Genomic DNA, 20,915 nt, shown 5'->3' on the forward strand with positions numbered 1-20,915 from the left:
TTCTTCAAAGAATGAGCTTAGCATTCAGTGGACACTTTACTAGAATGCTAGGGAATGATTATGCAGGCTAAACAAGCAGGGAGCGCGCAAGGATTGCGTGCTGTGTTATTTGGTTTATTACTACTTTGTTTTAACCTCGATGAGGCTAGCGCAGCGACGCCTTACTATCTAACGGGCTTTTCAGAAGTCAGTTACGATCAAGCTCCCGCTTTACAGTTGACGTTTACTCAATCCATTAGATCCAATACCCACTTATCGTCTTATGTGTCACTTACGCCTGAACCTGAACAAGGCAGCCGTTGGATTACAGAGGATGGAAAAACGTGGGTGTTGCCTTTTGTGGACGCCAGTACTACCTACGAAGTAAATGTGTCGAAACGTTTGCAAGCCCAATCTGGTGCTCGTTTAAGTCTCTATGAACCTAATGTAGAGGAAAAATCTGAGCCCGACTTCCCTTTGACACGCACCCTGACAACAAAAGCCTATGATGCATCGGTTAATTTCTCTGGCCAGGGTAATTTTATTAATGCTGACTTGGCTGGCGGTTTACCTGTTTCTGTCATAAATGTGCCTGAAGTCCAGCTACAAGTTTTTCGAGTTACGGATCAGCGCGCCTTTTTAAACCAGCTATATAACTCGCAAGGTTTTGAGGGCAATGTAGATTATTATAATTTGGATACCTTGCGCCAATCGTCTGAATTAGTACACACCGCATTCTTTCCGGTCGAAGCGCGTGTTAATCAGCGCCGCACAGTCAATCTAGATATCTCCTCAGTGGTAAACAAGTATGACCAAGGTATTTTTGTCGCAGTCGCTAAAGATCCTCGTCAGTTTGACTATTCCTATGCCACCACGTTTTTTGCCTTGACAGATATTGGGCTGCAGGTACGTCGTTTGGATCAGCAGTTAATAGCCTTTACGCACTCAATCAAAACGGCCTCACCACGGGCGGATATAGAATTAGAGTTTATTTATCGAGATAAAAAACGCGCCTCAAAGCGGGGGAGAACAGATCAGTCAGGGGTTTACCAACATGTGTTTGATAAAGCCCCCGAGCACGTTATTGCCACCCAAGGCGAGGAAGTTGCTTTTTTAAACTTAGAATACAACGGTTTAGACCTTTCCGAATTTAATAACAGCAATATACGCCATCAAAGTGCCCAAGCTTTTTTATACGGCCCGAGAGATCTTTATCGACCCGGCGAAACGCTTAATGTGAATGTGTTACTGCGCGATTACGATGGCCAAAAAATGCGAGACCAACCATTGCAATTGGTACTGCTCGATGCGCAAGGGCAAGAAGTTCTACGTCAAATGCGTCAAGCAGACGATACCGGTCTCATCGAATTCGAACATCAGCTGTCAGAGAATGCGGCCATGGGCACATGGACCTTACAAGTGACCTCTGAAGGACTGCAGCTCCATCAATCTTATCGCTTCAAAGTAGAAGATTTCATGCCAGAAATGTTGGCATTGCAATTTTATGATGGCGATCGCTCGGTGCAGCGACGGGTGCAACCTGATGCTTTGACCATTCCTATTCAAGCCGATTATTTATATGGCGCGCCTGCGTCGGGTAATCAAGTCGACGCGATCATCACGGCGAAAGCAGCTCAGATGGTATTTGAAGAGTACCCGGAGACCGTATTTGGTGATGAAAGGTACGAGCCAAAGCAACGCCGCATGACCATCCCTCGTACTACTTTGGATGAACAAGGTGCGGGTGTGCTAGACATTCCTGATCGCTGGCAAGGGGCGTCAGTCCCTCTTGATTTAACGGTCTCGGCAAGTGTTTATGAAAGTGGTGGTCGGCCTATTACTCGTCACCAAAAAGTTGTTCGTATGACGGGCCATGATAAATTACCCGGCATTAAGGCACTTTCATCTTTGCCCGCCGATGAAGATCAGGAAGTCACCTTCTTGTTGCGCAGTGTAAGCCCCGATGGTCAGCCGGTGACAGATGATCTGCAATTGAAGCTCTATCGTTACGGTTGGAATTATCACTGGCAGTACGATGCCAGTCGTGGCTGGTATCGCGAATACAGTGATGAATCAACGTTGGTTGATTTACGTAATGTGGTGGCTGAGAAATCAGGCATTGAGCAAAATTACCAACTTGATTGGGGGCGATACTACTTAGAGGCCCAGTCAAAATCGGGTGCGGTCGCTCGGTATTATTTTAGAACGACTGGTAGCTGGTGGTACGGCGGTAATCGTTCTAATCGCATGAAGCCTACACAGATTGATATGGGGCTTGATCAAGACCATTACGCACCGGGTGAAAGAGCCAATCTACTAGTGGAGTCGCCTATAGGTGGGGACGCTCGACTGACCGTTGAGTCTGCCGATGGTGTATTGCATACCCAGATGGTGAGCTTGGCAAAAGGTGAAAATACCTTAGCGCTCGACATCGATGAGAATTGGAATCGTCATGATGTATACGTAACCTTGTTGGCACTTAATGCGGCTGATCAAGTCACGGAATTGGCACCTGAGAGAGCGTTGGGTGTGCTGCATTTACCGATATTACGTCAAGACTCTATCGCAGAAATAGTACTTAACGTGCCTCAACGTACGGAGCCAAATAAAGCGATCACTGCGCAGATTGAGGTGACTAATATCGATCAGCTAGGGGGTCAAAAGCTGTACGCTACGGTCGCGTTAGTCGATCGAGGTGTTCTCAATATAACAGGCTTTAAACCACCGAATCCTCAGCGTTACTTTTATGGACAGCGCCGTTACGAAACGGATATATTCGACACCTATGACGACATCATCAATAACCTTGGCTATGACACCGTGCGTCAGCGTTTTGGTGGCGATATTTTTGAGAGGGCGGCGGCCGAAGATGACTTAACACGTGGTGGCGAAAAACCGAAAAGTGATGTGCAAATTGTGTCTTACTTTAGCCATCCAGTTGCCTTCGAAAAAGGCAAGGCAGAAATAAGTTTCGATCTTCCCAATTTCAACGGACGATTAGAGTGGATGGTGGTTGTATATGGTGATCGCAGTTACGGTAATGCCACACAGCAAACCATTGTCGCGGATAAAGTGGTCACGCAAGTCTCTATGCCACGTTTTTTAGCGATGGATGACACCTCTCAGTTAACGTTTGATGTGCGTAATATGTCGGGCACTGAGCAAACGTTTGAGGTGAAAGCTTGGGTCGACGGACCTCTTATGGCAGACGCATTAACACAGACGATTGACCTTTCGGATCGAGAAAAGAAAGTCTTAACGCTGCCCATTAAAGGCGGACAAAAGCAAGGTCAAGCCAGTGTCCATCTAACGGTCAGCAATGGCAATGGTGTTGCTGTGTCACGCAATTGGAAACTGGGCGTTCGCAGCCCGTATAGCTGGCCGACCCGAAGCCGCTACGCTGAGATTTTAGCGGGACAAAGTTGGCAGCCGGATTTTAATCTTGAGGATTTACAATCACAGACCGTGACGGGCTTTTTGACCTTGTCCAATCGTCCAGCTTTGAATGTCAGTGCCTATGTACAATATTTATTGCAGTACCCTTATGGTTGCCTTGAACAAACGACCAGCAGCACGTATCCATGGCTGTTAATGGACCAAGCGGTGGTCGATTACTATCAACTGCAAGGCGATGTTAACCGCCAAGTGGATCAAGCGTTTTCCAATGAACTTCGTGCAGAGCAACTTGAGCAGGGGCTTGTTCGACTTTATAAAAAGCAGCAGGAAAATGGCAGTTTCGGCTATTGGCAGCGTAACTCAGAAGAAAGTCGCTGGGGAACTGTCTATGCAACAGAGTTGATGGTTGATGCTCGTAAAGCTGGCTTTGAGGTGGATCAAGGCGTATTGAAACGCGCATTGTCTCGGCTAACCACCTATTTAAAACAAGAGGGAGAGACCATCGCTTGGAGTGATTCTCCAAGTTACAGTGAGTTTGGTTATCGAGCATATTCGGCTTATGTGTTGGCAAAAGCCAACAGTGCCAGTTTGAGTGACGTGCGTCGTTTGCTGGATCAGGTTTCAGATCAAGCAATGTCCGAGTCTGGATTGGCTTGGATGCATTTGGCTGCGGCGTTTGATCGATTGAAAGATCATGATCGAGCTGATGAAAGCTACGCTAAAGCTTGGCAATATGAGCGTTCTAGTCAACGTTATTATGGCGATTACGGTTCAAGCTTGCGCGATCTTACCTTGAAGCTGATTTTGGCAGAGGAAATGGGGCGTAACGAAAGTAGCCGCTACCAAATGCTGTTTGAGGCACTAAAGCTGCGTCGTTGGCTGAGTACACAGGACCGTATTGCATTACTGCGTCTTGCGAGTCAATGGACCGACGCTGATGAGTACCAATTCACATGGCTTACGGATGCCAATGAGGAAGCGGTTACCACAGAACGCGCTGCACGTTATCGCCTCAATGAAACAAATATGAGGCAACTCAAAGCGGTCAAAGCTGGCGATCAGCGTCTTTTTGTCAGTGCTGTGTATCAAGGTGCGCCTGTATCGGCTCCTGAACAGTCTACTCATGGTATTCATGTGACTCGTGATTACTATAATTTAGACGGCAAGATGCTAAATTTAGATCAAGTAAAAAGTGGGCAGCTTGTGATTGCCGCCGCGACACTTGAGGCCACTGAAGAGTCCATAAATGATGCTCTGTACGTCGATCTTCTACCTGCTGGATTAGAGCCAGAAAATCAGAATTTAGACAACGCAAATGTCCAGCTGGGTGACTTGCAGATTGGCAGTGTGAATCTAGACCGCTATTTCGAGTACGGTGCGCCAGTGCAATACGATTCTTATCAGGATGATCGATACGTTGCGGCCTTGCGACTTGAGAAAGGTAAGCCTGTGAAACTCTTCTATCTATTACGAGCTGTCACGCCAGGGCAATACCTAGTACCTAGTGCGATCGCAGAAGATATGTACCGACCTGCGCTGCAAGGCAGCAGTGCAGCACAACCGATCTTAACAGTGGTGCCTTCTTTACCGTGACCAGGCTGTTGCAATATGGGCTCGGTGGTGTGATTTTCCTACTGAGCCTGATTTTGTGTCTCGATTACTTTTGGCCAGTGGATTTGGCTTCTCGTGACCAAAGTAGAGTGGTGTTAGCTGAAGACGGCTCGGTGTTGCGTGCATTCGCAGATCGACAAGGCGTTTGGCGTTACCCTGTGTCGCTAAATGCCGTGTCGAGCAACTATATCGAAGCGCTTGTGGGTTACGAAGATCAGTATTTCTTCCAGCACCCCGGCGTTAATCCAATAGCGCTCATGCGAGCAGGTTGGCAATGGTTGCGCAACGGTGAAATCGTATCCGGCGGCTCGACGCTGACGATGCAAGTGGCGCGAATACGTTACCCTCAATACGCTAAGCGATCTATATATGCAAAGCTGATGCAGGTCCTGCGTGCTTTGCAACTAGAGGCACACTATAGCAAGTCTGACATTCTCAACTATTACGTGAATCACGCACCTTTTGGTGGCACCTTAGAAGGCGTACAAACGGCTTCAATGAACTATTTTGGCTATGGCGCTGAGTCGTTAACGGACGCTCAAGCCGCACTGCTGGCTATTTTGCCTCAAGCACCTTCTTATTACCGCCCCGATCGACACCCTGAACGAGCACTGCAAGCCCGCAATAAACTTATGCAGCGTTTGGTCGAGCAAGGGGTTTGGAATGCTGCAAGATTTGACGATGCGATTTTAGAAAGGGTTTCGGTATTGCCGTTAGAACACGCTATGCATGCGCCTTTGCTAGCACGCAGGCTAGCGAATTTGAGCCAATCAGCCAAAATTGAAACCTATATTAATCCGCGTTGGCAGCGTGCTGTCGAAGGGTTAGTGAAACGCCATGTGAGCGGAATAGGCCGCCATGTATCAGCGGCGACACTGGTCGTGGAAAACACCACCGGTAAAGTGAAAGCCTATGTCGGATCAGCGGACTTTTCGTCCACCGAGCGATTTGGGTTTGTTGATATGAACCAAGCGATACGCTCTCCAGGTTCCACCCTAAAACCCTTTATCTATGGTTTAGCATTGGATGATGGCCTGATTCACAGTGAATCTTTATTAATGGATGTACCGTTGAGCTTCGGCGACTACCGCCCGGAAAATTTTAACGGCGGTTTTCGTGGCCCCGTCGCAGTCAGTGACGCATTACGAAGCAGTCTTAATATGCCCGCTGTTCAGGTGTTAGAGCAGTTAGGGGCAGCACGTTTGTATTTAGCCTTTAGTGAAGCAGATTTACCCATGTTTTTACCGGATGGCGCGCGCCCCAATTTATCAATCGCGTTGGGTGGCACTGGTATGCGACTAGAGGACATAGTTAGCGCCTACACAGCATTTGGTAATCAAGGTAAACGTCAATCACTGCGCTATCAGGTATCCGATCCATCTCAGACCAAGACTATGCTGAGTGAGGGGGCCGCTTGGATTATACGTAACGTAATGAAGGGCGATCAAAATATGGCCATTAAAACGGGTACCAGTTATGGTTATCGTGATGCGTGGGCGATCGCCGTCACAGGTCAATATACGGTCGGGGTTTGGATTGGACGGCCAGATAATTTACCCGTAACGGGACATTATGGTCGTGTAACCGCCGTGCCTTTATTACGTCAGGTCACGCGTTTGCATGGTGGGTCAAGCGGTATGTTGGAAGCGAAACCAATATCCGTAACGCAAAAAGACATCTGTTGGCCTCAGGGGTTTGCTAGCGATATATGTGATGAACATCGTTCTGCTTGGGTGCTAGACAATACTATGCCGATTACTTGGTACAGTACGCGTCAAAAGGAGCAAGCATTTGTGTCGCCTTCTGTCGATTTAACGCTCAGTCAAGATCTCGGGTTGCGCGTCCCGGTTACCTGTAATTTACCAAGTGGTATTGGTACTTATACCTTCAACACAAGTGTTTGGCCTGCACCGCTTGAACCATGGTTAGCAGCTGGATTCCGGCGTGAATCACGTATTCCAGCTCTAGACCCTCGCTGTCAACTTAATGGTGAGCCGCCTTTGCAAGCCGGTCTTAGTCTACAGGGGGTGGAGTCAGGTCAACGATTTACGCAAGATGGAAAGTTGTCTCTTAAGCTCAGTGTATCAGGCGGCGAGGGGCCGTTTTTCTGGTATTTAGATGGTGTTTTGCAACCAATTAGTGATCGTAGCTGGCACTTCGTGCCGCCATTAGGATCGCATCAGTTAGTAGTAGCAGATCGAAAAGGCCAAGTAGAATCACGGCATTTTGATGTTCAAGCAAGCCATTGAGTCTTATGTCGTGATAGATGATCTTTATTACAGATGTTAACTATGTACTCATCTTGGCGTATAAAAAATGGGCCATTAATCGCCCATTTTTTGCTTTGTATAATGTGAAGTGATCTAACCTGTGGCTTTAAGAGGGTGATCTTCTGGCAGCATTTTGTCGATCCAAATAGCCAGCTTGTGTTTCATGCTTGGTAGGTCTTCTTTATCGGGTGGTAAAGCGACCACAAGTTTATCTTGCACCAGCAAACGATACAGCGATTCTACTTTTTTATTAGCCGATGTTTGTGCAGAGAAAGCTGCGTAACCACGATTCTGTGCGTAGGTTTCGCCTACTTGCATGGCTTTTTTAATGAGTTGAGCTTCATTCTTCAGTTTTTTCATAAGCACCTCAGTTATGGCGTTCTTAGCAGTCTAAAGCAAAAGTCGTTTATGCAACACAGCAATCTCATGACAATTCATTGATTCTATTAAAATTTATAAGCGACTGTTAAGCTCCCGCCCCACATATCAGAGCGCTCTACAATAGGGCTGTCTTTAATGCCGCTGCCCAAATTAGTGTAGCCAACATTGGTGATGGTTTGCCAATGATCGCCTAACGGAAAGATATGCGTTAATGCTAATCGGCTTACGACCGTATCATCACCTTCGTAGGCAGCAAATCCATTGCTAGACTCTTGCTGGCTTACGCCATAGTAATAGTCGACAAGTTTGTCAGATTGATAGCCAACCACAAATGCTGGAATAAACATACCCAGTTGGGTTTTAAAGGGTTTGGACAATTTCACTTTGGCTTCATAGCCTTGATGCTTGTCACTGATGTCTGTTGCAAGACTGGAGTCAATATTGAGGGATGATAAAGACGTTGACCATTTTAGGGTTAATTCCGTTGCGTTGTCGCGCTCTCGAAAATTTCGCAATGCATTATTGTCATCAACATCGATCGGAGAGTGGCGCAAAGTAACTAAAGCACTGATTTTATTGCGCTCATTGAGCGGTTGGGTAAACCCTATACCACCTGTACTAACGCTGAATTTTTCGTATGCTAGATTAATGTAAGGTAAAATTTTCTTACGATCGTCTTCGCCGACAACATGGCTTTGCTGCCATAACCCTGTCGCGCCTAATGATGCATTCCATTCAGTGGCGTAGCCATTTGCAGTGAAAGTGAGCAACACCGCCGGTGTGAGAGATAATAGTCCGAAGCGCTTGCGTAAAGTCATATCCATTGCCTTGCTATTTGAATTTATAAGTAACTCTATCCTACGTGAATGTGCTTGATCAAAAGTGACAAATAAAGCGTTAATTAAAAAAGCCCATGATTTGAAAAAATCATGGGCTTTTTAGTGTGCGATTTAGTAGTTGAATTCGCGGTTCTACAGTAGGGGCTCTACAAGGGCTTTTTGCCTCTTACAACATGCAGTACCGCAGATACGATCATCAAGATCAAGAACACAAAGAATAAAATTTTAGCGATACCAATACTAGCACCAGCAATGGAAGTGAAACCAAGCGCGCCTGCAATCAATGCCACAATTAAAAATAATAACGACCAGCCTAACATAATCCTTTCTCCTGTAAGTGTGTGCGTTTTTCTCTAGAACAATTTCAGAATAGAGCAGCTAAAAAAGAATTAAGCGCAAGAAACATGTTATGAATGGGGATAAAACAACATGACTGTAAAGAAAGTGTACAATTTTACTGTGAGTTCATAATGTTGTGTTTGATGATAAAATTTTCGTCATGAAATGGCGCAAATTAATTATTGCGCTCTGAGTCGATCTCCCCATTTTCCCTCATGAGTGCGTAGACAGGCCGCTTCATTATCAAGAAAAAGATGCTTATCGATGTCCTTTAGCGATATGTCCATAGCTTTGAAGCGAATGAGCAGATCGTGTTTAAGGTCATTAAAATGGGGACTGTTCAAAAAGGCCTGTTCTGTTTCATCATCGTTAAAGATACAGACTATTTTTAAGCTCTGAGGGAAGCGCTGAAAATCAACTAAATGAGTAATCCATTCAAAGCCCACTTTTAGTTCAAGTAACTCATCACATACTTCAGTGAGACTTTCACGGATGTTATTTTCGATTTTTTTATCTGTTTTACGCATGTTTTAGCCTCTGTTAAAAAATTTAATTGTCGCTGTGTCTAAATCGTTGTTTTTATGGGATGGTCTGTAAATACTAATTATATATGACGTGTCTCCTAGGGGGGCTTATACCTTGAAAGTTGAGAAGGCGTTAAACTCATCTAATATAGATATAAAGAGATCAGTGTTGGCCTTCGGTAGGAGTAAGTATGTTAGAAGTCACTCAAGGTCATAGTAGTGAACATGAGAAAATTAGGTTGGAGCACGAGGCAGCCAAGTTATTTATGCGCTGGTATGAAACCAACACTCATAAGCCTATCCGTCATATTTGGCATAATCAACCTATGCGGCCAGATGTGTCATGTGTGCTTGAAGGTGAGAAGCTGGATTTGGAGATAGCGCATCTTTATGGCTCGGAAGCAGAGGCTATGGCTATTCTCGGGCGGGACTTAACCGATCAAACAAAGCGTGAGCTTCATTCACTGGATCAGGAGGCGGATGAACGCTTGCTCAAAGCACTGAATCGAATATTGCAAAACAAAGCGGGTAAGCGCTACAGCTCGGATCGAACTTGGTTGGTCATTCGAAACGCGCACCCACAATGGACCAAGGACGATATTAAAGGACTGATTGGCCATATTTCTGTGCCAGAAAACCATCCGTTTGAAAAAATTTGGATGGTCGGTGATATGGAAGGCAAAACAGGGATAGTGAGACTCTATCCCTAGCGTTGCCGTTGCCTAATGTGATTATTCCTCTCTACGGTGAACACACTTGCCCATTGAATAAGTGGCCTTCACGACGCGATCATCAGCCAAAATCATCAATGCAAACAAGGTGTCGGCAATCTCTTTAGAACGCGTCAAGCGGGTTTTGATTAACGGTGTAGCAGTTTTGTCTAGTATCACAAAGTCTGCTTCTGTGCCGACCGCCAAATTACCTACCTTATGTTCCAGTCTTAGTGCTTTGGCACCTCCTAGAGTGGCTAAATAGAAAGACTTTATTGGATCTAAGTTCTGCCCCTGTAGCTGAATGACTTTGTAGGCTTCGTTGAGCGTTTTGAACATAGAGAAGCTTGTCCCGCCACCCACATCGGTACCCATGCCGACATTCAGTTTATGAAACTCAGCCTTGGATAAATCGAATAATCCGCTACCAAGGAATAAGTTGGATGTTGGACAAAATGCAACGGCCGACCCGGTTTCACTCAGGCGTTGATATTCATGGTCACAAAGGTGAATGCCATGAGCAAAAACGGAGCGTTCACTCAGAAGCTGATGTTGGTCGTATACATCTAAATAGTGTTTCGACTCTGAGAAGAGTGCCTGTACCCATTCACACTCCTGCACGTTTTCCGACAAGTGGGTGTGTAAGTAAAGATTATCGTATTCGGTGAGTAGTTTTCCTGCAGCGGACAGCTGTTCTGATGTTGAAGTCGGGGCAAAGCGAGGTGTAACAGCGTAATGTAAGCGACCTTTCTCATGCCAGGCCTCGATCAATGCTTTGGAGTCTTGATAGCTGCTTTCAGGTGTATCCGTTAGGTCATCCGGTGCATGACGGTCCATCATGACTTTTCCGCAGATCATGCGCAGATCGAGCGACTCTGTTGCTTCAAAAAATGCATCAACTGATTGTTTATGTACCGTACCAAATACCAATGCCGTCGTTGTACCGTTACGTAGGAGCTCTTTTAAGAAACGGTCTGCTACGTCACGGGCATACTCTTTGTCTGAAAATTTACTCTCTTCAGGGAAGGTGTAGTGATTTAACCAATCTAATAGCTGTTCCCCGTACGAAGCAATCATGTCGCTTTGTGGGTAATGAATGTGCGTATCGATAAAGCCTGGAATGATCAAGGCCTCAGGATGATGCTCAATGTCCATAGAATTGGGCAGCTCAAGAAGGATTTCCGAGGCATGTCCAATAGCACTGATGATGCCATCAGTTACGACTAGAATACCATCTGGATAATATTCAAAGGCCTTCTCAGAGCCGACGTCAGTAGGGTTTTCGATGCAGTGGAGGATAGCAGATCGCCATGCTTTGATGTATGCCATGAGGCCTCGATGATAGATGTAAATGAATGGTTAAAACTTTGACCGATCGTTTATACACAATCGATGAACCAACTTCAAATGCTTGGTGCGTGGTATTGCAGTGCTACTCAGGAAGAGAATCGATGAAGATAGCGCGAAAGTCGTTCACGTTGGTGAGCGTTGGTCCTGTCATCACAGATTGGCCTATTTTTTCAAAAAAGCTATGAGCATCGTTATTGGCTAAGTAGTCTGAAGCGTTGATGCCTTTACTGATGGCGTCGTCTAGAGAATGCTCCGTAATCATGGCGCCAGCGATGTCTGCACCGCCATCAACACCGTCTGTGTCACAGGCAATGGCTGAAATACCAGGCTGCCCCTGTAACTCAATGGCAAGGGATAAAAGGAACTCCACATTTCGACCACCAACGCCATCCCCTTTAATGGTGACAGTCGTCTCGCCTCCGGACAATAACAGACAAGGTGGCTTGATGGGTTGGCCAAAGGTACGTACTTGGCGAGCGATACCGGCCATGACTTTGCCTACTTCTTTGGCTTCTCCCTCGATGCTGTCCCCTAAAATCATGCTGTGAATGCCCAATTCTTTGGCACGCTTTGCCGCAGCTTCTAACGCCATTTGGGGGGTGGCGATGAGCTTAGTAACGGTGTTTTTGATGCACGGATCGTTAGGCTTGATGCTTTCGTAGGCGCTTTGTTCGAGCTTTTGACGTACGGCTTTAGAAATGTCGATTTGATATTTATCGATGACCGCTAATGCGTCTAGGCAGGTGGTGTGGTCGGCTACCGTTGGTCCTGAGGCAATCGATGGTAAATCGTCTCCTGGGACATCGGATATTAATAAAGTGCTGACCTTTGCTGGATAGCAGGCAGCGGCTAAACGACCCCCTTTTATTTGTGATAGGTGGCGACGCACCGTATTCATTTCTATGATGTTTGCACCACTTTTAAGCAGAGCAGAGTTAATTGTCTGTTTATCGGATAAACTGATTTCATCGTAGGGAAGAGGTAAGAGAGCAGATCCACCGCCAGAAATGAGCACGACAACTTGATCATCCTCGGTTAAATTGGCAACCCTTTTGAGGATATTTTGAGCGGCTGTTAAGCCGTTTGCATCCGGCACTGGGTGAGCGGCCTCTACAATGTCGATATGCTGGCACGACACAGCGTAGCCATAACGAGTGACGACCAAACCACTGATCTCACCTCCTGTCCAGTTTTGTTCAAAGGATTGCGCCATTGCGGCGGACGCTTTACCGGCGCCAATGACAATGGTTTTGCCTTTTACTGGGCAGGGCATATGTCTTGGAACACATCGATGAGGTTGTGCCACATCCAATGCGGCTTCAAACAGTGAATGCAATAACTGTGTGTGGGCGGTCGTCGAGCTGGTCATTGTAAATCTCCCTCTGTAAGCATTGGTCAGGCATGACTGATGTGTTGCCTGAACATACAAAGTAAGACTATGCAGTATTTGTACCACGCATTTTAACATAGCGGATAAATAGGTGTAACAATGAGGCTAGGACAACGCCTGCGGCATCGGCCCAGAAGTCGTTCCATTCACCATGGCGATGAACAAAGGGCTGTATAAGCTCGATGGCACCACCTAGGGCAATGATGATGGATGCGAAGACAAAATAACGGAGGCTCGAACCCCATGCACAGAGGCTTGCCCAGAAAGCGAAGCCCAGTACATGGTGTAATTTATCTGAACCGGGTGGTGTCGCGATCTCTGAAACCGGTAACAGTGTTGCTAATAATACCGTTGCTGCACCTACAGTAAAACCAAGGTATTGCGTGCGAGCACTGTACAACCATCGACCCCAAACCATGATTAACGAAGTACGCGAGATTTAATGGTGCGGCCCTTAATTTTTTTATCGGAAAGGGATTTCACAATTTGTCGGGCTTGGCCTTTTTCAACCGCTACATAGGCCTGAAAGTCAAAGATATCAATTTTCCCAACAGCACTTTTCTCAAGGCCTAAGCCTGCTGTTAAAGCACCTAGAATGTCGCCAGCGCGTAGTTTGTTTTTCTTGCCAGCATCGAACAAAATAGTCGCCACTTCAGGCTGTAATTGATAGCTGCTTGGGCACGTTTTTAAGTCTAAAAACTCGGGTTCAATATTAAAACGTGTTGCGATGTCAGCCAATTTTCGATCATCTCGGTCGGTAATAAAGCTAACGGCGATACCTTCAGCACCGGCGCGACCCGTACGACCGATTCGGTGTGTATGTACATCCGTATCACGTGTTGTGTCGTAGTTAATAATCAAATCGATTTCTTTGACGTCGATACCACGAGCGGCGACATCGGTTGCGACTAATACTGAACAGCTTTTGTTAGAAAAGCGCACCAACACTTGGTCACGTTGCTTTTGTTCAAAATCACCATGAATGGCTAAAGCACTGATGTCATGATCGACTAGCCACTCGGCAACGTCGTCACATTCTACTTTTGTGTTACAAAATACAATGACCTGAGTCGGCTCAAAATGCGCTAAAGTGTCTAGTAGACGATTAGGTTTTTCTGGGTTGTTTGCGCGAACAAAGTATTGATCAATGTTTGGGCGCGTTTCTTCTGCGACTTCCACTTTTACGAAACGAGGCTGACGTTGGAACTCATTACTAATGCTAGCGATGTTGTCACTGTACGTGGCAGAGAAGAGCAATGTTTGACGAGATTTAGGGGTCATCTCAACAATGTCTCGAATACTATCGATAAAGCCCATGTCTAACATGCGGTCGGCTTCATCAAGTACGAGATTATTAACGCCACTTAGGTCTAAATGACCTTTGCGCAAATGTTCCATAATGCGACCAGGAGTACCGACTACAATATGAGCACCGTGTTCTAAAGAAGCAATTTGTGGCCCAAATGGCATGCCGCCGCAAAGTGTTAAAACTTTAATGTTTTCCAAATAACGCGCCACTTTACGAATTTCTTTGGCAACTTGGTCGGCTAATTCACGTGTTGGACACATGACTAGGCTTTGGCAGCCAAAGTAGCGTGGGTTCAATTGCATCACCAAGCCGATCGCAAAGGCCAGCGTTTTACCACTACCTGTTTGTGCTTGTGCGATCACGTCTTTGCCATCCAGTACGTCAGGCAGAGCTTGCTCTTGGATAGGGGTAAAGGAGTGAATGCCCATATCTGCTAAAAGCTGGGTAAGTTTTGGTGGTAGTGTTTCAGAAAGCTGCATGGGTGTTGGTGCGTTCAAGAGATGATCCAATTGATTAAAATTTGCTGCAGTCTAGCAAATTTTATTGATCGTCACTATTTATAGGTTGCAAGTATGCTGATTAAAATTTGTAAGAGTCTGTTGTGAATTATGTCGCTCACCTCCATTTAGCCAAGATTACCCAAACTTCCTATGCCGGAAGCTTGTTAGGGGATTTTCCATGGCAGCCAGATCCAAGTGTGCCGAAGTTATTGCAGGGGTGGCGTTTGCATCAAGCCGTTGACACATTTGTTGACGCGCATACTGAATCTGCTCGCTTTAAATCTATGCCAAGGCAAGGTCGTCGACGTTTCGCTGGAATCGTACAAGATATTGCGATGGACTATTGGCTGATTCGCCATTGGTCAGATTATGACGTACAGCCGTTTGATAGTTTTGCTTCGGAGGCCGTATTGGCTCTGATCGCAGATAAGGCCTATTGTCCTGAACGTTTGCAGCGCATGATTACGTCATTAGAAGACTATAATTGGTTAAAGGAGTTGGGCACTTACCAAGGTGTCGAGCGGGCAATTCATTCGATTCAGAAACGCTGGTCATTGGGGCATTATTTGGACCCCTTTATTGATGAATTGGATGTGCTACTCGAGCAAGCTCATGAGCCGTTTAAACGATTGTACCCTGATGTTATTAGCGCAGCACAAAAAAGGGTTTTAGACGGGATTTAAAAAAGAAAAGCCGCAGCGAAATGTCGCTGCGGCCTAAGGGGCGATAGCCCGATCGAGAGAACACCCAGAGAGAGCTTCAAGCGCCTAAACACCTAAGGTTTCTGGATGTTTTGCAGTATAGGGGGGGAGCGATTTGCGTGTGTTGACGCAGGTCAGCTTTAAGGTTCGATAGGATTCAAAGGGCTTTTCTGCTTTGACTTTTACCTTAATGGTTTGTTTTTAAAATTCGACACGGAGTTTTTGCCGTAGTGCACTAAACTTTGTGGTAGACTGCGCGCCAATTTTTGAATCGTAACAAAGAGGTGAGAACGTGAGCGTTCAATGGTTCCCTGGGCACATGAACAAGGCTCGACGAGAAATCGAAGAGGTCATGACCCAAGTAGACCTGGTCATCGAAGTTCTGGATGCACGTATACCTGACTCGAGCCAAAACCCAATGTTAACCACATTGCGTGGCGATGTGCCGGTTTTACGTTTGCTGAATAAAAAAGATTTAGCTGACCGTGGTCGCGTCGACTTATGGTTAGAGCACTGGCGTGAGGCTGACCAAATTACTGCTTACCCTTTTAGTACGCAGGATAAAGCCGATTTAGCAAAATTGTCAGGTTGGGTGCAAAAGCTTGTGCCGCATCGTGGCACTGCAGAAAAGCCGATTCGAGCCATGATTGCGGGCATTCCTAATGTTGGGAAGTCCAGCTTAATGAATGCCTTGCTCGGTAAGCGTGTTGCCAAAGTAGGTAACGAGCCTGCGGTAACGAAAGCGCAGCAGAAGTTACGTGTCAGCGATGGTTTTCAAATCTTAGACACACCGGGTATTTTATGGCCAAAGATTGAGAATCCTGATGCGAGCTATCGTTTAGCTGTGACCGGTGCAGTGCGGGATACCGCGATCGACTATGAAGATGTTGCCATTGTTGGTCTGAATTTTTTCATATCGGATTACTCTGATGCCATGGTGGCCCGCTATAAGCTTAAAACGCCTCCAGTTGATGCTGTCGAGACCTTAAAAATCATTGGTTCTAAGCGTGGAGCACTGCGTTCTGGTGGTAAAGTCGATATGCATAAAGCGGCTGAAGTATTTCTTGTCGATGTTCGAAGCGGTGCGATTGGTCCCTATGTTATGGAGACGCCTGACATGGTGGCAGAAGAGTGGGTTAAAGTTGAGCAAGTGAAAGCTGCCAAAGAAGCCGCTCGTAAAGCACGTCTTGCGGCCGCTGTGCCACAAAGACAGCAACAAAAAAATGTGGAATACCGTCAGAATAAACATGACAGTGCGCCAGTTAGCGATGATAAAGAGTGAGGTATTGCTCTATGGACTATGAAATAGCATTTGATCAAGAAGAAAACGCTTACCGCGTTTTTGCAGACGTTGAGTTTGCCGCCATTGCTGAATGGGTCAGCGAATATTTAAAAGATAAAGAAGCTGTGCAACGTGTTTGGCAAGCCGCTTCACTAGCCGAAAAGGACAATGAGATTACCGAATTTCAGCATGGTATTTTTCATGTGATGATCAGTCCAGAAGGTGTAGCTGTTAAACGTCGCGTTGACATGAGCCAAGCAGAAGATGAAATCAAAGCCATGTTTGATACTCAAAGTGGCTTTTTTCAAGCCTCAAATGATGGTGTTGAATCCGAATGTGGTTTGGATGATCTAATTGATTTGATTGAAAATTGGCATGATTTTCAGCAATGAGTTGTTCCTTTGGTAGTCAAGGTTTAAACTAGCCACTGTTTTTAATGATGTCCTTGTAGGAGCCATTATGCTCATCGAATTGGAAAAAGCCCGAACGCGTAAGAATGTCGTACGTATCTTTCGCGAAGAAATCGACGGACCAGATAATTGGACTGACGGTTTTATTATTGCGGCAAACGAAGAAATGGTACTGATGCAGTTAGTGGACGATGGTGTTCACCTGAATGGGTATCAAGTTCTATTTTTGGAAGACATTAGCGATTTTATGCATCCTGCACCGTTTAATGATTTCCAAAAACGTGTCCTAGAGCTACGTGGCGAAGACATTGAGGATCCTGAAGTAGAACTTGAAGATTTGGCTGTTCTGCTAATGGATGTCAGTGAAGAATACGGTTTAGTAACCCTTCATCGTGAGGAGGTCGATCCTGATGGCTGTGAAATCGGTCGTGTGGTTCGTGCAGATTCAACGACGTTTGAGTTGGAAGAAATTGGTTCCGATGCACGCTGGTTCGATGAAACTTACGAATACGACCTATATGACATTACTCGCATCGAATTCGGTAGCTCCTATGAGGATGCCTTATTACTGGCCAACGAAGACATGGGCGAAGACGCTTTTGAATTAGTTGAATTTCATGACGAAGAAGAAACGAAATAACCCTTTCAGTTAAGGTGTTAGTAAAAGGGGAACTTTGCTTCCCCTTTTTTGTTTTTGTACAAAAGGTAAACCAATTGCTTTTTTTAAACGTATTGAAAATCTATGAACTGGTTAGGATGAGTGAATGAAAGTGATTTCAAAATGGTCTTTAGCACTGTTTTTAGTCATATTGTCGGGTTGTGCTGTCTATGCGACCAATAATTTAGATAATGTGTTTGGTCCTGCCAAAATAGAAAACCGCCAAGTAACATCTAAAGCCATTCCGGATAATTTTTACCAAGACCAAGTTAAGCCTATTCTTGAAAGCCGGTGTATTAATTGCCATGCCTGTTATGACGCTCCTTGTCAGATTAAATTGACGGCGTTCAGTGGTATTGAGCGTGGCGGCAGTAAAGAAAAGGTTTATGAGGGTGATCGTCTTCTTGCTTTAAAGCCTACACGATTATTTGAAGATGCTCGAACGACTCAAGAATGGCGCGAGAAAGGCTTCTATCCCATTTTGAATGAGCGAGAGCAGAGCCCCGCAGGCAATCTTCAAGGCAGTGTAATGTATCGATCCATTGCGCTGCGCCGACAACAAGGAGCTTTTCAAACAGATGTATTGCCCTCAGATCAATACGACTTCTCATTAAATCGTGATCAAGTCTGTGCGACCGTTGAAGAATATTCCGACTTTGAGCAATCTCATCCAACGTGGGGGATGCCATATGGTTTACCAGAGTTAAGCGATAGTGAATATGACATTTTATCGACTTGGCTGGCTAAGGGTGCGAAAAAGAGTGTGCCTAATGACCTTCCCAACAGCATTATTAAGCTTAAACAAACTTGGGAGAAGCGTCTCAATGGTAATTCACTCAAGGAACAGTTAGTCAATCGCTACATCTTTGAGCATATTTATCTTTATAGCTTATATTTTGATGATCAGGCACGTTATACCTTTAAGTTGGTGCGTTCAAGCACACCTCCAGGTGAACCAATTGAAAGAATAAGTACGCGACGTCCTTATGGCGATCCGGGGGTAGACCGTGTCTATTACCGCTTATGGCTTGATCCGGAAAGCCGAGTGCAAAAAACGTTTATCCCGATGAAAATGGATGAAGCTCGCTACAAGCGTTGGTCTAATTGGTTTTACGATGTTGATTATGAGGTTACGTCGTTGGCCGATTACGAGGTTGAGCATGCAAGTAACCCCTTCCAGACCTTTGAGCAAATACCAGCGAATAGCCGCTACCGTTTTCTTTTAGATCATGCTCAAAATACTATTATGTCTTTCATTAAAGGCCCAGTGTGTCGGGGGCAGGTTGCTGTAAATGTCATTAATGAACAATTCTGGGTGTATTTTATCGACCCTGAGTTCGATTTACATAATATCGGTAGTGACTTCTTGCGTGAAAATGCGTCTGCATTGAGTCTACCCGCTTCGCAAAGCAGTAATGCTTTGCCAATTTCTTCATGGGTCAAATATTCTGAGAAGCAGAAAGAATACCTATCTTCAAAAGCGGATTTGATGGAAAAAATGGGGCGAGATGGCATGAAGTTTTCTACGTCGATGATTTGGGATGGTGAAGGCAAAAATTCAAACGCTGCTTTAACCGTCATGCGCCACTTTGATAATGCGACAGTTGAGCAAGGTTTGATTGGCCCTATCCCTAAAACGGCTTGGGTAATCGATTATCCCCTTTTAGAGCGTATTCATTATTTATTAGTCGCTGGCTTTGATGTCTTTGGTAACGTTGGTCATCAGCTGATCACTCGTCTGTATATGGACTTTCTTCGTATGGAAGGGGAGATGAACTTTTTGATGTTCTTGCCGGCTCAAGAGCGTAAGGAGATCCGTAAGTTTTGGTATCGAGATGCCGATCAAAAGATTAAAGATTATATTTTCAGTGATCTTTTAAAAGTTGATGTACCTTCCGCCATTGATTATCAGACGGACCACCCGAAAAAAGAGTTGCTATCGTTGATCCATAAGCGGTTAAGCCCAGTATTGAATCATCATCATGAATTACAAAAATCTTCGTTGAGTCAAGCAACTCAAACTCAGCTTTTGAGTTTACAAAAGTTACAAGGCAAGAGTGCCGAGTTTTTCCCAGAACTTGCGATGCTAATGATTACTCGAGGTGAGAAACCTGCTGAATTAGCTACGATAATTCATAACAGAGCTCACTCAAATATCACCAGCTTGTTAAATGAGGAGTCCACGCTTTTGCCTGAAGAAGACACTTTAATAGTGGCCCGTGGGATTGTGGGTGATTATCCGAATGTGCTGTTAAAAATGCGTGAACAGGATGTTTCCTCCTTTGTTGAGAGTGTTGCGCATATTCGCTCTGAGAAAGACTACATTAAGCTATTGAATGAGTTTGGTGTTCGTCGTACCAGCCGTGAGTTTTGGGCAACCAGTGACGAAATGGCCCGTCTTAACAAAGCAATGAAGCCTTTATCAAGTGGTATATTAGATTACAATCGTTTGGAAAATCGGTAGTACTTACTAATTGAGTGTTATCTGAAAGCTTTGCTGGTTCTCCAGCAAAGCTTTTTTGTTAGCTATTATGGTATCCATCTAGTAAATGTTGCCAAGCTTGGTCCGAAAACTTAAAGTCACTGAGCTTATTGGCTTCTTTTTCAAATGAGCGTTGTAATCGCTCTAGGTTATCTTTCTTCCAGCGGTTCTGATGGGTCTTAATTGCACACTTATCAAAGTCGATTAGCCAAACCTTTTTATCGTGGTCTAGCATGATGTTGTGACAATTTAGGTCACTGTGGTAGACGTTCTTATCATGGAAGCGTTTGATGGTATGACCAATTTGGCGCCAAGTGTCCATGCTTAAAGTGTGTTGTTGCAACACCTCAAATAAGTCTTGGGCTTTAGAGATCACTTTTGTAAGCAACCATGCTTGGTAAAATAGGCCTTCTCTTCGCACCATTCCTGCAATAGGGAGCGGGGCAGGGAGATCAAATTGCTGCAGTGTTTCCAGCAAAGCGAGTTCCTTAAAGGCACGAGTTTGCTCTATTGGCTGAGCTAAGAATTTAAATTTATTAAACTTTGCGATCAATCCGCCACGTCGATACTGGCGTAAAACAGCTGTACCTTGCGGAGTGTCTATAAACCAAACGGTACCTCGCCCTGTTGCAGTATGGGTAAGTTTGCCTTGTGCTTGCCAGTACTCGGGTTGAAACCAATCCTTTGTGACCCCTTTGTAATTGGGGCTGATAAAAACAATGTCGCTACTTGCGGTCGGGTGAATGCTTGGCATGTAATTAATCTAAAAAAATGAATGAGATGA

At 45.3% G+C, this 20,915-nt stretch carries 17 protein-coding genes; 8 read left to right on the plus strand and 9 right to left on the minus strand.

Translation table 11 applies throughout. From position 1 onward, the window contains the following. Window positions 1–60 precede the first annotated feature (60 nt). Window positions 61–4,968, plus strand: coding sequence for an alpha-2-macroglobulin family protein (locus AYW75_RS09360; protein ID WP_067098635.1), 4,908 nt, complete (start codon window positions 61–63; stop codon window positions 4,966–4,968). Next, the gene (gene pbpC, locus AYW75_RS09365) at window positions 4,965–7,235 is read left to right on the plus strand and encodes a penicillin-binding protein 1C (protein WP_067098638.1); all 2,271 of its coding nucleotides are present in this window, start codon (window positions 4,965–4,967) and stop codon (window positions 7,233–7,235) included. Before AYW75_RS09360 ends, pbpC begins: the two co-directional genes overlap by 4 nt. 114 nt (window positions 7,236–7,349) lie before the next feature. On the opposite strand, the gene AYW75_RS09370 is transcribed toward pbpC, so the two are convergent. The 4 genes from AYW75_RS09370 to AYW75_RS09385 all read right to left on the minus strand — a co-directional run bounded on the left by AYW75_RS09370 (window position 7,350) and on the right by AYW75_RS09385 (window position 9,342). Then, a complete protein-coding gene (locus AYW75_RS09370) occupies window positions 7,350–7,616 on the minus strand; it encodes a DUF5062 family protein (protein WP_067038806.1) in 267 nt (88 codons plus the stop codon). Window positions 7,617–7,702: 86 nt separating this feature from the next. Then, window positions 7,703–8,455 (minus strand): MipA/OmpV family protein, encoded by a 753-nt coding sequence (locus tag AYW75_RS09375; protein WP_197478930.1) that lies wholly within the window; start codon window positions 8,453–8,455, stop codon window positions 7,703–7,705. Window positions 8,456–8,622: 167 nt separating this feature from the next. After that, window positions 8,623–8,796 (minus strand): DUF1328 domain-containing protein, encoded by a 174-nt coding sequence (locus AYW75_RS09380; RefSeq protein ID WP_067038801.1) that lies wholly within the window; start codon window positions 8,794–8,796, stop codon window positions 8,623–8,625. A gap of 198 nt (window positions 8,797–8,994) precedes the next feature. Beyond that, window positions 8,995–9,342 carry a hypothetical protein gene (locus tag AYW75_RS09385; RefSeq protein WP_067098643.1) on the minus strand — a complete coding sequence of 116 codons (348 nt, stop codon included), beginning with the start codon at window positions 9,340–9,342 and terminating at the stop codon, window positions 8,995–8,997. 188 nt (window positions 9,343–9,530) lie between these two features. On the opposite strand from AYW75_RS09385, the gene AYW75_RS09390 reads away from it, so the two are divergent. Beyond that, a complete protein-coding gene (locus AYW75_RS09390) occupies window positions 9,531–10,049 on the plus strand; it encodes a hypothetical protein (RefSeq protein WP_067038797.1) in 519 nt (172 codons plus the stop codon). Between the two features lie 21 nt (window positions 10,050–10,070). Here AYW75_RS09390 and guaD read toward each other — a convergent pair whose 3' ends face one another. The 4 genes from guaD to dbpA form a co-directional block, all read right to left on the minus strand. Further along, entirely contained in the window at window positions 10,071–11,378 is a 1,308-nt protein-coding gene (guaD, locus tag AYW75_RS09395; protein ID WP_067098646.1) for a guanine deaminase, read from the minus strand. Window positions 11,379–11,481: 103 nt separating this feature from the next. After that, complete coding sequence (locus AYW75_RS09400; RefSeq protein WP_067098649.1) at window positions 11,482–12,768, minus strand: glycerate kinase type-2 family protein; 1,287 nt, start codon at window positions 12,766–12,768, stop codon at window positions 11,482–11,484. Window positions 12,769–12,835: 67 nt separating this feature from the next. After that, entirely contained in the window at window positions 12,836–13,189 is a 354-nt protein-coding gene (locus tag AYW75_RS09405; RefSeq protein ID WP_231886177.1) for a VanZ family protein, read from the minus strand. Between the two features lie 20 nt (window positions 13,190–13,209). Next, window positions 13,210–14,577, minus strand: coding sequence for an ATP-dependent RNA helicase DbpA (gene dbpA / locus AYW75_RS09410; protein WP_067098655.1), 1,368 nt, complete (start codon window positions 14,575–14,577; stop codon window positions 13,210–13,212). Between the two features lie 122 nt (window positions 14,578–14,699). On the opposite strand from dbpA, the gene AYW75_RS09415 reads away from it, so the two are divergent. The 5 genes from AYW75_RS09415 (at window position 14,700) to AYW75_RS09435 (ending at window position 20,113) form a co-directional block, all read left to right on the plus strand. Next, the gene (locus AYW75_RS09415; protein WP_067098658.1) at window positions 14,700–15,281 is read left to right on the plus strand and encodes an ACP phosphodiesterase; all 582 of its coding nucleotides are present in this window, start codon (window positions 14,700–14,702) and stop codon (window positions 15,279–15,281) included. 310 nt (window positions 15,282–15,591) lie between these two features. Then, entirely contained in the window at window positions 15,592–16,581 is a 990-nt protein-coding gene (gene ylqF, locus AYW75_RS09420; RefSeq protein WP_067098662.1) for a ribosome biogenesis GTPase YlqF, read from the plus strand. Between the two features lie 11 nt (window positions 16,582–16,592). Continuing rightward, window positions 16,593–16,973, plus strand: a complete 381-nt coding sequence (locus AYW75_RS09425) for a YacL family protein (protein WP_067098665.1) — start codon at window positions 16,593–16,595, stop codon at window positions 16,971–16,973. A gap of 67 nt (window positions 16,974–17,040) precedes the next feature. Further along, a complete protein-coding gene (locus AYW75_RS09430) occupies window positions 17,041–17,631 on the plus strand; it encodes a hypothetical protein (RefSeq protein WP_067098667.1) in 591 nt (196 codons plus the stop codon). A 124-nt stretch (window positions 17,632–17,755) separates the two neighbouring features. Beyond that, complete coding sequence (locus AYW75_RS09435; RefSeq protein ID WP_231886178.1) at window positions 17,756–20,113, plus strand: fatty acid cis/trans isomerase; 2,358 nt, start codon at window positions 17,756–17,758, stop codon at window positions 20,111–20,113. 58 nt (window positions 20,114–20,171) lie between these two features. Here AYW75_RS09435 and AYW75_RS09440 read toward each other — a convergent pair whose 3' ends face one another. After that, window positions 20,172–20,885: a 3-deoxy-D-manno-octulosonic acid kinase gene (locus AYW75_RS09440; RefSeq protein WP_067098670.1), complete on the minus strand. Its 714-nt coding sequence runs from the start codon at window positions 20,883–20,885 to the stop codon at window positions 20,172–20,174. Window positions 20,886–20,915: the final 30 nt, after the last annotated feature.

The organism is Marinomonas atlantica, from assembly GCF_001639725.1.
Taxonomy (GTDB): Bacteria; Pseudomonadota; Gammaproteobacteria; order Pseudomonadales; family Marinomonadaceae; genus Marinomonas; species Marinomonas atlantica.

What these genes read in the sequence shown, in the direction of transcription:
- AYW75_RS09380 (WP_067038801.1), bottom strand. Translation starts at nt 8,796, where the DNA reads ATGTTAGGCTGGTCGTTATTATTTTTAATTGTGGCATTGATTGCAGGC.
- AYW75_RS09385 (WP_067098643.1), bottom strand. Translation starts at nt 9,342, where the DNA reads ATGCGTAAAACAGATAAAAAAATCGAAAATAACATCCGTGAAAGTCTC.
- guaD (WP_067098646.1), bottom strand. Translation starts at nt 11,378, where the DNA reads ATGGCATACATCAAAGCATGGCGATCTGCTATCCTCCACTGCATCGAA.
- AYW75_RS09390 (WP_067038797.1), top strand. Translation starts at nt 9,531, where the DNA reads ATGTTAGAAGTCACTCAAGGTCATAGTAGTGAACATGAGAAAATTAGG.
- AYW75_RS09375 (WP_197478930.1), bottom strand. Translation starts at nt 8,455, where the DNA reads ATGACTTTACGCAAGCGCTTCGGACTATTATCTCTCACACCGGCGGTG.
- dbpA (WP_067098655.1), bottom strand. Translation starts at nt 14,577, where the DNA reads ATGCAGCTTTCTGAAACACTACCACCAAAACTTACCCAGCTTTTAGCA.
- AYW75_RS09370 (WP_067038806.1), bottom strand. Translation starts at nt 7,616, where the DNA reads ATGAAAAAACTGAAGAATGAAGCTCAACTCATTAAAAAAGCCATGCAA.
- AYW75_RS09430 (WP_067098667.1), top strand. Translation starts at nt 17,041, where the DNA reads ATGCTCATCGAATTGGAAAAAGCCCGAACGCGTAAGAATGTCGTACGT.
- AYW75_RS09440 (WP_067098670.1), bottom strand. Translation starts at nt 20,885, where the DNA reads ATGCCAAGCATTCACCCGACCGCAAGTAGCGACATTGTTTTTATCAGC.
- AYW75_RS09400 (WP_067098649.1), bottom strand. Translation starts at nt 12,768, where the DNA reads ATGACCAGCTCGACGACCGCCCACACACAGTTATTGCATTCACTGTTT.
- AYW75_RS09435 (WP_231886178.1), top strand. Translation starts at nt 17,756, where the DNA reads ATGAAAGTGATTTCAAAATGGTCTTTAGCACTGTTTTTAGTCATATTG.
- AYW75_RS09425 (WP_067098665.1), top strand. Translation starts at nt 16,593, where the DNA reads ATGGACTATGAAATAGCATTTGATCAAGAAGAAAACGCTTACCGCGTT.
- AYW75_RS09360 (WP_067098635.1), top strand. Translation starts at nt 61, where the DNA reads ATGCAGGCTAAACAAGCAGGGAGCGCGCAAGGATTGCGTGCTGTGTTA.